At 72.7% G+C, this 15,017-nt stretch carries 13 protein-coding genes; 8 read left to right on the forward strand and 5 right to left on the reverse strand.

Annotation, left to right across the window (positions count from 1 at the left end; genetic code table 11):
• Window positions 1-21: 21 nt before the first annotated feature.
• Both EIO00_RS09605 and mtnA read left to right on the forward strand, forming a co-directional pair.
• Window positions 22-1,512: a DHA2 family efflux MFS transporter permease subunit gene (locus EIO00_RS09605; RefSeq protein ID WP_241661243.1), complete on the forward strand. Its 1,491-nt coding sequence runs from the start codon at window positions 22-24 to the stop codon at window positions 1,510-1,512.
• Between the two features lie 198 nt (window positions 1,513-1,710).
• Entirely contained in the window at window positions 1,711-2,745 is a 1,035-nt protein-coding gene (gene mtnA / locus EIO00_RS09610; RefSeq protein WP_140177321.1) for an S-methyl-5-thioribose-1-phosphate isomerase, read from the forward strand.
• A gap of 193 nt (window positions 2,746-2,938) precedes the next feature.
• On the opposite strand, the gene EIO00_RS09615 is transcribed toward mtnA, so the two are convergent.
• Window positions 2,939-3,169, reverse strand: coding sequence for a DUF397 domain-containing protein (locus EIO00_RS09615; RefSeq protein WP_140177323.1), 231 nt, complete (start codon window positions 3,167-3,169; stop codon window positions 2,939-2,941).
• Between the two features lie 144 nt (window positions 3,170-3,313).
• On the opposite strand from EIO00_RS09615, the gene EIO00_RS09620 reads away from it, so the two are divergent.
• Window positions 3,314-3,862: an ATP-binding protein gene (locus EIO00_RS09620; RefSeq protein WP_140177325.1), complete on the forward strand. Its 549-nt coding sequence runs from the start codon at window positions 3,314-3,316 to the stop codon at window positions 3,860-3,862.
• A gap of 78 nt (window positions 3,863-3,940) precedes the next feature.
• On the opposite strand, the gene EIO00_RS09625 is transcribed toward EIO00_RS09620, so the two are convergent.
• Window positions 3,941-5,359: an alpha,alpha-trehalose-phosphate synthase (UDP-forming) gene (locus EIO00_RS09625; protein WP_140177327.1), complete on the reverse strand. Its 1,419-nt coding sequence runs from the start codon at window positions 5,357-5,359 to the stop codon at window positions 3,941-3,943.
• Between the two features lie 72 nt (window positions 5,360-5,431).
• Entirely contained in the window at window positions 5,432-6,196 is a 765-nt protein-coding gene (locus tag EIO00_RS09630; protein ID WP_140177329.1) for a hypothetical protein, read from the reverse strand.
• A 78-nt stretch (window positions 6,197-6,274) separates the two neighbouring features.
• Between EIO00_RS09630 and EIO00_RS09635 the strand changes: the two genes are divergently transcribed.
• Window positions 6,275-7,330, forward strand: a complete 1,056-nt coding sequence (locus EIO00_RS09635) for an FAD-binding protein (RefSeq protein ID WP_206664091.1) — start codon at window positions 6,275-6,277, stop codon at window positions 7,328-7,330.
• Between the two features lie 67 nt (window positions 7,331-7,397).
• Here the strand turns inward: EIO00_RS09635 and EIO00_RS09640 are convergent, their stop codons facing one another.
• Together EIO00_RS09640 and EIO00_RS09645 are read right to left on the reverse strand one after the other, a co-directional pair.
• Window positions 7,398-8,681: a citrate synthase gene (locus tag EIO00_RS09640; protein WP_140177333.1), complete on the reverse strand. Its 1,284-nt coding sequence runs from the start codon at window positions 8,679-8,681 to the stop codon at window positions 7,398-7,400.
• A gap of 149 nt (window positions 8,682-8,830) precedes the next feature.
• Window positions 8,831-9,682: an LLM class F420-dependent oxidoreductase gene (locus EIO00_RS09645; protein ID WP_206664092.1), complete on the reverse strand. Its 852-nt coding sequence runs from the start codon at window positions 9,680-9,682 to the stop codon at window positions 8,831-8,833.
• Between the two features lie 163 nt (window positions 9,683-9,845).
• On the opposite strand from EIO00_RS09645, the gene EIO00_RS09650 reads away from it, so the two are divergent.
• The 4 genes from EIO00_RS09650 to EIO00_RS09665 all read left to right on the forward strand — a co-directional run bounded on the left by EIO00_RS09650 (window position 9,846) and on the right by EIO00_RS09665 (window position 14,925).
• On the forward strand, window positions 9,846-10,658 hold the full coding sequence (locus tag EIO00_RS09650) for an SAM-dependent methyltransferase (RefSeq protein ID WP_140177335.1): 813 nt from the start codon (window positions 9,846-9,848) through the stop codon (window positions 10,656-10,658).
• A gap of 82 nt (window positions 10,659-10,740) precedes the next feature.
• Complete coding sequence (locus tag EIO00_RS09655) at window positions 10,741-12,309, forward strand: class I adenylate-forming enzyme family protein (RefSeq protein WP_241661244.1); 1,569 nt, start codon at window positions 10,741-10,743, stop codon at window positions 12,307-12,309.
• Between the two features lie 138 nt (window positions 12,310-12,447).
• The gene (locus EIO00_RS09660) at window positions 12,448-13,359 is read left to right on the forward strand and encodes a helix-turn-helix domain-containing protein (RefSeq protein ID WP_140177337.1); all 912 of its coding nucleotides are present in this window, start codon (window positions 12,448-12,450) and stop codon (window positions 13,357-13,359) included.
• 108 nt (window positions 13,360-13,467) lie between these two features.
• Complete coding sequence (locus EIO00_RS09665) at window positions 13,468-14,925, forward strand: benzaldehyde dehydrogenase (protein WP_140177339.1); 1,458 nt, start codon at window positions 13,468-13,470, stop codon at window positions 14,923-14,925.
• The last annotated feature ends 92 nt before the right edge of the window (window positions 14,926-15,017 follow it).

The raw sequence follows: 15,017 nt of genomic DNA on the forward strand, positions 1-15,017 counted from the left end.
TCCCCCGGAGGCGGCGAACCCGTGTCCGACCGCTTGGACCGGACCGTCTGGGCCACCGCGGCGGTGGTGGTGCTCGGCGCGATCATGTCGATCCTCGACGTGACCGTGGTGCACATCGCGCTGCCGACCCTGGCGGCCGAGTTCTCCGCCGAGCTGACCACCATGCAGTGGGTGGCCACCGGGTACACCCTGGCGCTGGCCACGGTGATCCCGGTGACCGGATGGGCCTGCGCCCGGTTCGGCACCAAGCGGCTGTTCATGACCTCCCTGGTGCTGTTCGTGGCCGGTTCGGCGCTGGCCGGCGCGTCCTGGTCGGCCGAATCGATGATCGCCTTCCGCGTCCTGCAGGGTCTGGGCGGCGGCATGATCATGCCGGCCGGGATGACCATCCTCACCCAGAAGGCCGGTCCGCAACGGGTCGGCAAGGTGATGAGCGTGGTCGGCATCCCGATGCTGCTCGGCCCGATCTGCGGCCCCATCCTGGGCGGCTGGCTGGTCGACGACGTGTCCTGGGAATGGATCTTCTACATCAACGTGCCGATCGGCCTGATCACGCTGGTCGCGGCGTGGAGGATCCTGACCCCGGACGTGCCCGAGCCCACCGAGCGGCTGGACGTGCCCGGGCTGCTGTTCCTGTCCCCCGGCCTGGCCATGCTGATCTACGGCCTGGCCACCGGGGCGGAGAGGAGCTCGTTCACCTCCGCCACCGTGCTCACCACGACCATCGCCGGGGCGGCGCTGGTGGCGGCGTTCGTGGTCCGGGCGCTGATGGCCCGCAACCCGCTGATCGACGTGCGGCTGTTCCAGCGCCGTTCGGTGGCGGCCGCCGCGCTGACGATGGTCACCTTCGGCATCGCGCTGTTCGGCGCGCTGTTCCTGCTGCCGCTGTACTTCCAGTGGGTGCAGGGGCGCAGCGCGCTGGAGACCGGGCTGCTGCTGATCCCGCAGGGCGTCGGAGCGATGTTCACCATGCCGATCGGCGGCGTGCTCACCGACCGGATGGGACCCGGCCGGGTGGTGCTGGTCGGTCTGCCGATCATCGTGGGATCGCTGTTCGGGCTGACCTTCCTGGAGGCCGACACCGCCTACTCGATGCTGGGCGCGCTGTTCTTCACGCTCGGCCTGGGCATGGGCCTGACGATGATGCCGACCATGTCGGCGGCCATGCAGACGCTCGGGCACGACGAGGTGCCGCGGGCCAGCACCGCGCTGAACATCATCCAGCAGGTCGCCACCTCCATCGGCACCGCGGCGTTCTCGGTGCTGCTCACCACCGCCATGAAGGACCGCGGGGCGGTCCCCTCGGGCGGCGACGGCGAGCAGGCGGCCCAGGCCGCCCAGCAGATCCCGCCGGAGATGCTGGCCAAGCTGCAGGCGCTGCTGGCCGAGGCGTTCGCCTCCACGATGTGGTGGGGCGTGATCCTGCTGCTGGCGGCGTTCGTGCCGGCGTTCTTCCTGCCGCGCGGCAAGCCGGACCCGGCCGCGGCGCAGGCCGCGATGCCGATGCACTGAGACCGCGCCGACACCGCGCTGACACCGCACCGGGACCGCACTGGGACGCGGTGCAGTGCAGGGCACGCCGGGGCGCGCCGGTGCGCGCTCCCGGCTCCCCCGGTCCATGCGGCCGGCGGCCTGTGGCCGCCGGCCGCGTTCCGTTCCGGGCCTCGCCCGCGGGCGGCCCGGACGCGGCCCGGGCCGTAGGCTGAGTGCATGAGCGAGCCGCTGCGGGCCGTGCGCTGGACGGGGGACGCGCTCCGGCTGATCGACCAGACCGCGCTGCCGGACCGGCTGGAGCATGTGGAGATCCGGGACGTGGACGCCCTGGTGGACGCCGTCCGCCGGCTGGTCGTCCGCGGCGCCCCCGCGCTGGGCGTGACGGGCGCGTACGGGGTCGCGGTGGCGATGCTGCAGGCCCGCCGGGAGGGCTGGGGGCGCCCGGCGCTGGAGGCGGCGATCGACCGGATCCGCGCCGCCCGGCCCACGGCGGTGAACCTGGCGGTCGGGGTGGACCGGGTGCGCCCGCTCGTCGACGCGGGCCTGCCGGCGGTCCTCGCCGAGGCGGAACGGGTCCTGCACGAGGACGTGGCGGCCAATCGGGCGATCGGAGCGCACGGGGCGGACTGGATCCTGGCCCGGGTGTCCCGGCGGCCGCTGCGGGTCCTGACGCACTGCAACACCGGGGCGCTGGCCACCGCCGGCTGGGGCACCGCCCTCGGGGTGATCCGCGAGCTGCACGCGCGGGGCGCGCTGGAGGTCGTCTACGTCGACGAGACCCGCCCGCTGCTGCAGGGCTCCCGGCTGACCGCCTGGGAGCTGGCCCATGAGGGCGTCCCGCATCTCGTCCAGGCCGACGGTGCGGCCCCGAGCACCATCGTGCGCGGACTGGCGGACGTGGCGGTGATCGGCGCCGACCGGATCGCCGCCAACGGCGACGTGGCCAACAAGATCGGTTCGCTCGGGGTGGCGCTGGCCTGCGCGCACGCCGGCGTCCCGTTCGTCGTGGCGGCCCCGCGCAGCACCGTGGACCCGGCGACCGCCACCGGGGCGGACATCCCCATCGAGCTGCGCGACGAGGCCGAGGTCCTGGCCTGGGAGGGCGTGCGGACCGCCCCGGCGCGGACGCGCGGGTTCAACCCCGCCTTCGACGTGACGCCCGCCGAACTGGTCACCGCGCTGGTGACCGAGACCGGGGTGCTGGAGGTGGCCCGCGGTCAGGTCCCGGGCGGGGTCCCGCCCGGGACCTGACCGGCCGCTCCGCCGACCGTGCGGGACCGTGCCGCCCGGACGCTCCCGCGGCGGGCGCGTCACCTCCGACGAACGGGGAGTGGAGGTGGCGCACCCGCCGGTCGGGCATGCCCCGGCGGCCGTGGCGCCGAAAGGCCGCCGCGGGCCGCCTGAGGGCCGTCCAGGCCGTGCCGTGGACCGGCGGGCCGGCGGGTCAGGCGATCAGATGGTCGAAATCGCCGTCCTTGGCCCCTCCGACGAAGGCCTCCATCTCCTCCCTGGTGTAGATCAGCACCGGTCCCTGCGGGTACCTCGAGTTCCGTACGGCGATCTCGCCGGTGGGGAGCTGGGCCATCTCCACACAGTTGCCGTTGGGGTTGCTCCGGCGGCTCTTCTGCCAGACCAGCTCCTGGTCGTCGAAGCTCACCGTTGCGGCGTCGTCCATGCTTCGCCCCCTTAGGACATGCCCCACCCGAGCCCCTACTGTACTGAATGCACGTGCATCCGTTCTTGCATACGCCCTTGCACCTGCACAACAAGCGGAGCAAGATAGCCAACAGCAGGCCACCGACAGCGCTGGGGTTTCGCGATGATCCTTGACCAGGCAGACACCGTCACCGACACGCCGGCCCGGGAAAGGGACCGGCACTGGTGGCTGTCCGCACTGGACCAATCCCCCCGGCCGCCCGGCTACTGGCCGGCGCCGGCCTCCTCCAGCCCGCGCACCGCGCGGATCGTGCTGCGCACCGAGGCCGGCTCTCCTCGGGCCGCCCGCCGGTTCACCGCCCGCACGCTGGACGAATGGGGGCTGACCGAGCCGGCCGACGATGTGACCATGGTCGTCTCGGAGCTGGTCACCAACGCGGTGCGCTACGGCCTGGACGGCCTGCCGCCGGCCGCTCAGCTGTGCCCGGTGCAGCTGGCCCTGTTCTGTCATCCGCGCCGGCTGGTCGTGGTGGTCACCGATCCCAGCGACCACGTTCCGCGGATCGCCGCGCTCGACGCCGACCGGCACGCCGAGAACGGCCGCGGCCTGCGAGTGGTCGAGGCCCTGTCGGACGCCTGGGGATGGGCCCCTCTCACCAGCGGCGGCAAGGCGGTCTGGGCCGCCTTCGAGCTGCGCCGCCGAACCCCCTGAACCGGGACCGCCCGGCCCTCCGGACGGCGGGGCCGGGCGGTCGCGACACCCCGGTCGACGCCCCGGACGGCGGACCGGTCAGCGGGCCGACGGCTGGTCGAGGTGGTGCGGATTCTCCAGCGCCGTGAGGAACTCCCGCGCCCAGCGGTCCACGTCGTGCTCGATCACCCGGCGGCGCATCTGCCGCATCCGTCGGGACTGCTCGGCGGGCTCGGCCCGCAGCGCCTGCAGCATCGTCGCCTTCAGGCCGTTGATGTCGTAGGGGTTGACCAGGTAGGCCCGTTTGAGCTCGTCGGCGGCTCCGGCGAACTCGCTGAGCACCAGCGCCCCCCGGTGATCGGCCCGGCAGGCCACGTACTCCTTGGCCACCAGGTTCATGCCGTCCCGCAGCGGGGTGACCACCATCACGTCCGCCGCCAGGTACAGCGCGGCCAGCTCGTCGCGGGTGTAGGACGTGTGCAGGTAGTGGACCACCGGGACGCCCAGCTCGGCGTGCTCCCCGTTGATCCGGCCGACCTCCTGCTCGATCTGGTCGCGCAGCAGCCGGTACTGCTCGACCCGCTCCCGGCTGGGCGTGGCGATCTGCACGAACACCGCCTCACCGGGCTTGAGGTCGCCGTCGCGGAACAGCTCCCCGAACGCCTGCAGCCGCTGGGCGATGCCCTTGGTGTAGTCCAGCCGGTCCACCCCGAGCAGCACCTTGGCCCCGCCCAGGTCGGCCCGGATCTCCTCGGCCCGCTGCCGGACCGCCGGATCGTTGATCAGTCCCTCCAGCTCGCGCACGTCCACCGAGATCGGGAACGCCGCCGCCCGCACGGCCCGGCCGCCGACGAAGGCCATCTGCCCGCTGGTCCGCCCGTCCAGGAGCCGGCGGGCCAGCCGCAGGAAGTTGGCCGCGGCCCCGGGTCGCTGGAAGCCCACCAGGTCCGCGCCCAGCAGCCCTTCGATGATCTGCCGCCGCCACGGCAGCTGCCAGAACAGCTCCATCGGCGGGAACGGGATGTGCAGGAAGAACCCGATCCGCAGGTCCGGCCGCAGCTCCCGGAGCATCGCCGGGACCAGCTGCAGCTGGTAGTCCTGCACCCACACCACCGCGCCGTCGGCGGCGATCTCGGCGGCCTTCTCGGCGAACCGCCGGTTGACCTTGACGTAGGCGTCCCAGAGCTTGCGCTGGTACACCGGCGGAGCGATCACGTCGTGGTACAGCGGCCACAGCGTGGCGTTGGAGAAGCCCTCGTAGTACCGCTCGACCTCCAGCGCCGACAGCCCGATCGGCACCAGGTACATGCCGTCCTCGACGAACGGCGGCAGTTCCTCGTCCGGAGCGCCGGGCCACCCGATCCACGCCCCACCCCTGGCCCGCATCACCGGTGCGATCGCGGTCACCAGCCCGCCGGGACTGCGCCGCCATGTGGGCGCGCCGTCCTCGCCGTTGACCCGGTCCACCGGAAGCCGGTTGGCCACCACGACGAACTCGAACTTGCTGCGGTCCGACACGCATCCTCCCTGCCATTCCGTGATCAGATGCCCGGAAACCGGCGATCGAACCGCGTCACGGCGTGTGATCGATCACCCGCCCCGGACCTCGTGCGGCGGGTTCGGGCCGTCGAGCGGGCCCCGCGGGCCGATCGTCCGCCCGGTCCGTCGGTCGTGGACGCGGACCGGGACGAGGGCCGGGCGGACGAAGCGATGCGCCGGCTCGGCGGGATCCAGCCGTTCGGCGAGCAGCAGCGCCAGCACGGTGCGCAGGGCGCGGTCGCGGGCCTCGCGAGGGGAGTCCGCCGATCGTCCCCACCCGCTCAGGCCGGACGGGAGATGGGTGACGGCGACACGGGTGACGCCGTCCCGGGCGCAGAGCGTGTCGATGCTCCACTCGCCCGGCTCCCCCGGAGGATCGCCGGGCTCGCCGGAGTCGGGCAGCATCGGCACCCGCACCGTCTCGCCGGTCTCCGCGTCGCGGTGCAGGCCCGTCTCGTGCTTGAAGACGCTCCACGCGCCGGGGCCGTCCTCGCCCGCGCAGACCGCCGGGTCCATGGGCGGGGTCGGGTCGGTGAAGCGCTCGACGCGCCAGCCGCGCCGCCGCGCGCTCCGCTCGTAGACCCGCAGCAGCCACGACGCCAGGGCGCCGCGCCCGTCGATGCGGATCACCACGTCGTAGGGGTCGAAGCGGTCGCGCACCCCCTCCGCCCCGCCGAAGCTCAGCGCCTCCAGGGCGGCCGGCTCGCGACGGAGCCTGCGGGCCAGCCGGAGACGGCGCAGCACGGCGGGGTCGCGCAGCCGCTCCTCGATGTCGGCATACTCGGCCAGGGCCGCCTCGTAGCCCGAACCTGCCATGGGTACATCATCCCGCAATAAGGAGAAATCAACATGTCCGGCGATTTCGGAGGAATTGTCCGGCTTGTTGCGCGGGAGGTGCTCCGGCCCCGATCGGCGGAGGAGGTCGCCGCCGTGCTGCGCGACGCGGACGGCCCCGTGGTGCCCCGGGGGTGCGCGCACTCGACCTACGGGCAGGCGCAGACGGACGGCGGCGTGCTGCTGGACATGCGCGGGCTGCGCGCCGTGCACCGGGTGCGGCCGGACCGGGTGACGGTGGACGCGGGCGCGACGTGGCGCGAGGTGCTGGAGGCGACGCTGCCGCACGGCCGCACTCCCCCGGTGCTCACCGACCACCTGGACGTGACCGTGGGCGGGACGCTGTCGGCGGGCGGAGTGGGCGGCGCCTCGCACCGGCACGGCCTCCAGGCCGACCAGGTGCTGTCCCTGGAGGTGGCGACCCCGCGAGGCGAGGTGGTCGCCTGCTCCCCCGAGCGCCGCCGGGACCTGTTCGACGCCGTGCGCGGCGGACTGGGCCGGCACGGCGTGATCGTGCGGGCGGTGCTGCGGCTCGTCCCGGCCCCCGAGCGGGTCCGGGTGCACACTCTGGCGTACGCGACGGCCGGGGCGCTCCTGGACGCTCTGCGCCGCCTCCCCGCCGATCATCTTCAGGGACGGGCCAAGCTCGACCCGGTGTGGCGGTACGAGCTGACCGCGGCCGTGTACGGGTCCGGGCCGGAGATCACAGGGGCGTTCGAGGTCGCGGAGACCTCCTATGCGGAGTTCGTCGACCGGATGCGCCCGGACGTGGCGGAGCTGATCCGGCTGGGCGAGTGGGCGCGCCCCCACCCATGGGGCATCGTCTTCCTTCCGGCCCGGCGCGCCGCCGCGGTCATCGAGGCCACCCTCGCCGAGACCACGGCCGCCGACCTCGGCCTCAGCGGCCTGGTCCTGATCAGCCGGCCGGTCGTCCGGAACGTCCCGGCGCTGCCCGTCCCGCCCGACCCGGTGATGCTGGCGATGCTGCGGACCGCCTCCCCCGGCGCCGCCGATCCGGCCGTCATGCTGGAGGCCAACCGGCGCCTGCTGGAACGCGCCCGCGCGGTCGGCGGCACCCGCTATCCGATCGACGCGGTCCCCCCGGAGGCCGGCTGAGACGGCGCCAGCCCCGGCCGCGGCGGCCGGGGCCCGCGGCGCCCGCCGTGATCCCGGCTTCCGCCGCTCAGCGCTCCTCGATCGGGACGTAGTGCCGCTCGGCGGGACCGGTGTAGACCTGGCGGGGGCGGCCGATCTTGGTGGTGGGGTCGGCCATCATCTCCCGCCACTGGGCGATCCAGCCGGGGAGCCGGCCCAGCGCGAACAGCACGGTGAAGGTGTTGGTCGGGAAGCCGAGGGCCTTGTAGATCACGCCGGTGTAGAAGTCGACGTTCGGGTAGAGCTTGCGCTCGATGAAGTAGTCGTCGGCGAGCGCGACCTCCTCCAGCCGCATCGCGATGTCCAGCAGCGGGTCGGACTTGCCGAGCAGGTCCAAGACCTTGGTGGTGGCCTTCTTGACGACCGCGGCGCGCGGGTCGTAGTTGCGGTAGACGCGGTGCCCGAAGCCCATCAGCTTCAGCCCCGGCTCCTTCCGCTTGACCCGCTCGACGAACGCGTCCACGTCGCCGCCCTCGGCATGGATGCGCTCCAGCATCTCCAGCACCGCCTGGTTGGCGCCGCCGTGCAGCGGCCCCCACAGCGCGTTGACCCCGGCGGAGATGGAGGAGAACAGGTTGGCGTGGCTGGAGCCGACCAGGCGGACCGTGGAGGTGGAGCAGTTCTGCTCGTGGTCGGCGTGCAGGATGAACAGCATGTCGAGGACCTTGACGATCTCCGGGTCCACCTCGTAGGGGGTGGTCGGCACGCCGAACGACATGCGCAGGAAGTTCTCCACGTACCCCAGCGAGTTGTCCGGGTACAGCAGCGGCTGGCCGATGGAGGTCTTGTAGGCGTACGCCGCGATGGTGGGCAGCTTGGAGATCAGCCGGATGCTGGAGATGTCGACCTGCTCGGGGTCGAACGGGTCCAGGCTGTCCTGGTAGAAGGTGGACAGCGCGCTCACCGCCGAGGCGAGCACCGCCATCGGGTGCGCGTCGCGGGGGAAGCCCGCGAAGAAGTTCTTGAAGTCCTCGTGCAGCATCGTGTGGTTCTTCACCTTCTCGGTGAAGTCCGACAACTGCCGGGCGGTGGGCAGCTCGCCGTAGATCAGCAGGTACGCCACCTCGAGGAAGGACGATTTCTCGGCCAGCTCCTCGATCGGGTAGCCGCGGTAGCGCAGGATCCCGGCCTCCCCGTCGATGTAGGTGATCGAGGAGACGGTGGAGGCGGTGTTGACAAAGCCGGGGTCAAGCGTGACGTATCCGGTCTGCTTGAGGAGGTTTCCGATCCGCAGGCCTGCCGGCCCTTCGGTCGCGGCGGTCGTCTCCAGGGACATCCGCCCCCCGGGGTGGTGGAGCTCGACGTCGGCCATACGTCCTCCTCGTCCATGCTGTGCGCGCGTCTTCACATCGGAGCCGGGGTCACCGGCGTGTCGGGGTCCGTCGCCGCGTGGTGTGGCGAGGTCCTCCCCCTCCGGGACCTTAGCGACACCCGCCTCCCGATTCGTACGGCGACCCCGGCTCACGCGACGCGCGCGCCGAGCCCGGCCGGGGCGTGGGCGATCACGAAGGCCTCCAGATCCTGCAAAGACAGCCCCATCGGGGGGATGGCCACCAGCCGGTGGACGCCCAACTCGGCGTAAGACCGAACGATCTCGGGGGTGAGACGGCGGGCGGCGCACACCGAGATCTCCAGCGGCGTCTCCCGGCCGTACTCGTCGGCGGTCTCCCGGAGGGAGGCGATCTGCTCGGCGGCGGCGCGCAGTCCCAGCATGAACCCGAACCAGCCGTCGCCGTGCTCGACGGCGCGGCGGTGCGCGGCCGGGCTGTGCCCGCCGACGACCACCGGCAGCCGGCGCTGCAGGGGCCGCGGGTGGGCGTCCACCCCGGAGAACGAGACGTACCGGCCGTGGAAGGCGGGCTTGTCGGCGTGCCACATCTGCCGCATCGCCTTGAGGTACTCGGTGGTGCGCGCGCCCCGCTCCTCCATCGGGACGCCCAGCGCCCGCAGCTCCGGCTCCAGGTATCCGGCGGCGATCCCGGCGATGACCCGCCCTCCGCTCAGCACGTCCACGCTGGCGAACTGCTTGGCCAGCACCAGGGGGTTGCGCTGCGGCAGCACCACGACCCCGGTGGCCAGCCGGATCCGTTCGGTGTGCGCGGCCAGGAACGCCAGTGTCACCAGAGGGTCCAGCAGCGGCTCGTCCGGCTCCATCGGGGACGGTTCCACGCGCGGGCTGGGCAGGGCGGGATGGTCGGCGACCCACAGCGAGTCGTAGCCGAGCTCCTCGGCCAGCGCGGCGATCCGCGCGGCGCCCCGCCGGTCCGCGGCGGCGTGCATGTTGGCCGGGAACAAGCCGATCGTCGGTGTCATGGCGATCACGCTACGACCAGACGCTCGACCTCCGTCAACGCCGGTCCCGCATGACCGAACGCGACCAGAACGAATGCGACCGGAACGCGTCTCCGGCGTCTCCGCCGGAACTTACGATGATCTTGGCGTGGAGGTCCCTGGTGAGCGGCGACAAGGAGACAGCATGACGGGCAGCGGCTCCCGGGCGGGCGGGTTCGGATTCGACCCGACCGTCCCCAACATCGCCCGGATGTACGACTACTACCTGGGGGGCAAGGACAATTACGAGGCCGACCGCAGGCGCGCACACGAGGCGATGCAGGCCGACCCGACCCTGCTGACCTGCATCCGGGAGAACCGCGCCTTCCTCGGCCGGGCGGTGCGCTTCCTGGCCGAGCAGGGCATCGACCAGTTCCTGGACATCGGCACCGGGCTGCCCACTCAGCAGAACGTGCACCAGATCGCCCAGTCGGTGAATCCGCGCGCGCGCGTGGTCTACGTGGACAACGACGACCAGGTGGTCGCGCACGCCCGGGCGCTGCTGGCCTCCGACACCGAGACCACCACGATCGTGCACGCGGATCTGCGGCGCCCCGGGGAGATCCTGGAGCACCCCGAGACCCGGCGACTGCTGGACTTCGACAAGCCGATCGGGATGCTGGTGGTGGCGACGCTGCACTTCGTGCCCGACTCCGACGACCCGTGGGGGGTCATGGCGGAGCTGCGGAACGCCCTCGCCCCGGGCAGCCACCTGGCCCTCACGCACGCCTCCGCCGACGGGATGCCGGACCTGGTCGCCAAGGTCGTCGAGGTCTACCGCAAGACCAACGCCCCCGGGACCCCCCGCACCGCCGAGCAGGTCACCGCCCTGTTCGGCGACTTCGAGCTGCTGGAGCCGGGACTGGTGTGGGCGCCGCTGTGGCGGCCGGAGCGGCCGGTGACCCCCGAGGAGGCGATCCGCACCTGGTTCTACGCCGGAGTCGGCCGCAAGCCCTGACGCGGACTCCAAGACGCGTGTATCGACGACGCCCTCGCTTTCGATGATCTTGGTAGGGGATCGACAGCGAGGGGAGAAGGCGATGCGATCAATGACGATCGGGACGGCGCTGGCCGAGGCCGCCCGGCAGGACCGGGTGTTCCTGCGCGAGGGGGATCGGGAGATCACCTACGCCGAGTTCGCGGAGACGGCGGAGCGGGTGGCCGCCGGTCTGGCCGCGCGCGGGGTGCGCCGCGGCGACCGGATCGGACTGATGGGCCTGAACACGCCGCAGTGGCTGGCGGCGTTCTTCGGCGCCGCCCGGCTCGGAGCGGTGATCGTCACGTTGAACGTGCGGTACCGCGAACGCGAGCTGTCCCACATGCTCGGCCAGAGCGGGGCCCGCATGGTGATCTGCCCCGCCGAGGCGGGCGGGTTCGACTTCGCCGCCTTCTTCGCCGGCTTCCGCGAGCAGGTCCCGGACGTCACCGACCATGTGTTCTTCGGCGCGGCGCCGGACTGGGCGATCTCGTTCGAGGAGCTGACCGCCGCCGAGGGGCGGGCGCCGCAGGAGGCGGCGTCCGCGGACGATCCCCTGATGATCCTCTACACCTCCGGCACGACGGGCCGTCCCAAGGGCGCGGTCATCACCCACCGCGGCATCCTGGCCTCGGCGCGGGCGCAGGCCGAGCACTGCGGGATGACCCGCGACGACGTGCTGCTGGGGCACCTGCCGTTCAACCACGTCGGCGGGATCACCTGCACCGTGCTGGCCGCGCTGGTCTCGGGCGCGTCGGTGGCGCTGCTGCCGGCCTTCAGCCCCGACGGGGCGCTGCGCGCGATCGAGCGGCACCGGGTGACCTGGCTGAACGCGGTGCCGACCATGTACGTGATGATGCTGGGGCATGAGAGCTTCGCCGAGCGGGACACCTCGTCGGTGCGGATCTGCACCGCGGGCGGGTCGAACCTGGAGCCGGCGCTGGCCGAGGAGATCCGCCGTGCCTTCCCCAAGGCGCGGCTGTTCGGGCTGTACGGCCTGTCGGAGACGTCGGGCGCGTGCGTGCTGTCCCGGCCCGACGACGACCCGGAGACGGTGTCGCGCACGCTGGGCGTGGTGATCGGCGACTTCCGGGCCCGGGTGGTCGGCCCGGACGGCGCGGAGCTGCCCGCCGGGGAGACCGGCGAGCTGCAGATCCGCGGCGACTGCGTGGCGGCGGGTTACTGGGACATGCCGGAGGAGACGGCGGAGACGTTCGGCGCGGACGGGTGGCTGGCCACCGGCGACATGGCGGAGATGGAGCCGGACGGGCACCTGGTGCTGCGCGGCCGCAAGAAGGAGATGTACGTCTGCGGCGGCTTCAACGTCTACCCGGTCGAGATCGAGAACGTGCTGGCCGCCCATCCCAAGGTCGCGATGGCGGCCGGATTCGGGGTGCCCGACCCGGTGCACGGCGAGGTCGGCCGGTTCTATGTGGTGCCGCGCCGGGGAGTGGAGCCGCCCACCGAGCGGGAGCTGACCGAGTACTGCCGGGAGCGGCTGGCCGACTACAAGGTGCCGCGCCAATTCGTGATCACCGAGGAGGTGCCGCTGACCCCGGTCGGCAAGATCCACAAAGTCGCGTTGCGGGAGCGCGATCTGTCCCGGGCGCAGGGGTCCCGGCCCCGGGAATGAGGCCCGGCGTCACGCGGCGCCGGGGCCGACGTGATGCAATGCGACTTTTACCACGATTCATTAGGCTGGAGGATCCTGTTCGCCCGAACGAGGGCGGGCTCCCCGATTGGCTGGTGTCCGTTGCATGAGGAAGCGCTGATGCCCGCGACGGCGTCCGCGGGCGAGGATTCTGCGAGTGCGCAGGTCGTCCCGTATCCGACCCGAGGCGGGCCGACGGTGGTGCGGCTGCTGCTCGGCGGCCATCTGCGCAAGCTGCGGGAGAAGGCCGGCGTCTCGGTCGAGAAGGCCGCCTCCGTCATCCGCGGCTCACATTCCAAGATCAGCCGGATGGAGAACGGCCGGGTCGGCTTCAAGCAGCGCGATGTGGCCGACCTGCTCGATCTGTACGGGGTGGACGACGAGGCGGTGCGGGCCTCGGTCATGGAGATGGTCCGGGCCTCCAACAGCCCCGGCTGGTGGCACCGGTACGGCGATGTGCTGCCCTCGTGGTTCGAGGCCTACCTGGGCCTGGAGGAGGCGGCCTCGCTGATCCGGGTGTATGAGGTGCACTTCGTCCCCGGGCTGCTGCAGACCGAGGAGTACGCGCGGGCGGTGGTGCGGCTCGGCCACCCCGAGGCCGACGAGGACGAGGTCCGCAGCCGCGTCGAGCTGCGCATGACCCGGCAGCGCAAGCTGCACGCCGAGAACCCGCCGATGGTGTGGGCGGTGGTCGACGAGACCGCGCTGCGCCGCACGGTGGGCGGGCCGGAGGTGATGCGCGCGCAGATCCGGCATCTGATCGAGCTGACCGCGTCGCCGAACATCACCCTGCAGATCGTGCCGTTGAACGTGGCGGGCAACGCGGCGGCCGGCGGGCCGTTCACGATCCTGCGGTTCGCCGAGCCGGCGCTGTCGGACGTGGTCTACATGGAGCACCTGACCAGCGCCCTGTATCTGGACAAGCCCAGCGACGTGGAGGCGTACCTGCGGGCGATCAACAGCCTGTGCGTCGCGGCGTGCCAGCCGCACGAGAGCGTGCGGCTGCTGGAGGAGATCCTCGCCGAGCTGTGAGCGCTCCGCAACGGGCCTTCCGCAGAGCGGAAGAGGCGGGTCCGCGCCGCCGCTCGGAGAGGGCATCATCGTGCAACTTCCGTTCCCCCCACCCCGAGGAACCGAGCAATGACGCTTCTTGATCCCGCACTGTGGTCCGGCCGCATCTTCACCGGGCGATGGGACTCCGGATCGGCCGGCACGCTCGAGGTCACCGAACCCGCCACCGGGGCGGCCCTCGGCGCCGTCGGCGCGGCCGGCGCCGAGGACGTGGCCAAGGCCGCGGCCGCCGCGGCGCAGGCCCAACGGGACTGGGCGGCGCGTCCGCACACCGAGCGGGCGGCGGTGCTGCGCAGGGCCGGCGCGCTGCTGGAGGAGCACGCCGAGGAGATCGCCGACTGGATCGTACGGGAGGCCGGCTCGATCCGCCCCAAGGCCTCGTTCGAGCTGCAGGTGGCCGCCGGCGAGTGCTATGAGGCCGCCGCGCTGCCGTCGCTGCCGCACGGGCAGGTGCTGCCGTCCGGCGAGCCGCGGTGGAGCCTGGCGCGCCGCCGGCCGGCCGGCGTGGTCGCCGTGATCTCCCCGTTCAACTTCCCGCTGATCCTGTCGATCCGGTCGGTGGCCCCGGCGCTGGCGCTGGGCAACGCCGTGCTGCTCAAGCCGGACCCCCGCACCGCGGTGTGCGGCGGCGTGGCGCTGGCCCGGATCTTCGAAGAGGCCGGGCTGCCGGAGGGCGTGCTGCACGTGCTGCCGGGCGGCCTGGAGACCGGGCGGGCCGTGGTGGCCGCGCCGGAGGTGCGGGTGGTGTCGTTCACCGGCTCCACCGCCGCAGGCCGCGCGATCGGGGAGGAGTGCGGCCGGCTGCTCAAGCGCGCCCACCTGGAGCTGGGCGGCAACAACGCGCTGATCGTGCTGCCGGGCGCGGACCTGGACAGGGCCGTCTCCGCGGCGGCATGGGGGGCGTTCCTGCACCAGGGGCAGATCTGCATGACCTCCGGACGGCACCTGGTGCACGAGAGCCTGCACGACGAGTACGTGGCGGCGCTGGCCGACAAGGCCGAGCGCCTGCCGGTCGGCGACCCGGCCGCCGAGGAGGTGGCGCTGGGCCCGATCATCGACGAGCGCCAGCTCGCCCGGGTGCACTCCCTGGTCACCGGCAGCGTCGAGGCGGGCGCCCGGCTGGCGGCCGGCGGCACCTATGAGGGGCTGTTCTACCGGCCGACGGTGCTGGCCGAGGTGACCCCGCAGATGCCCGCCTACGCAGAGGAGGTGTTCGGCCCGGTCGCGCCGGTGGTGCCGTTCGCCACCGTGGAGGAGGCGATCGAGCTGGCCCGCGACACCGAGTACGGCCTGTCGCTGGGCATCCTCGGCGACGTGGGCGCGGCGATGCGGATCGCCGACGCGGTCCCCACCGGCCTGGTGCACATCAACGACCAGACCGTGAACGACGAGCCCAACATCCCGTTCGGCGGCACGGGCGCCTCGGGGACGGGCTCCCGGCTGGGCGGCCCGGAGGCCAACATCGAGGCGTTCACCGAGACCCAGTGGGTCACCGTCCGTCCGGAGATCGCCGCCTATCCGTTCTAGGTCCGTTCCGGGCGCGTTCCGGCTCGCTCCGGCCTCTCTTCTGCGGGCCGGCCGGCCCCGCTCCGACGGTCCGCGGTGATCTGGGCACCGCC

Origin of the sequence: Thermomonospora catenispora (genome assembly GCF_006363815.1) — a bacterium.
Taxonomy (GTDB): domain Bacteria; phylum Actinomycetota; class Actinomycetes; order Streptosporangiales; family Streptosporangiaceae; genus Thermomonospora; species Thermomonospora catenispora.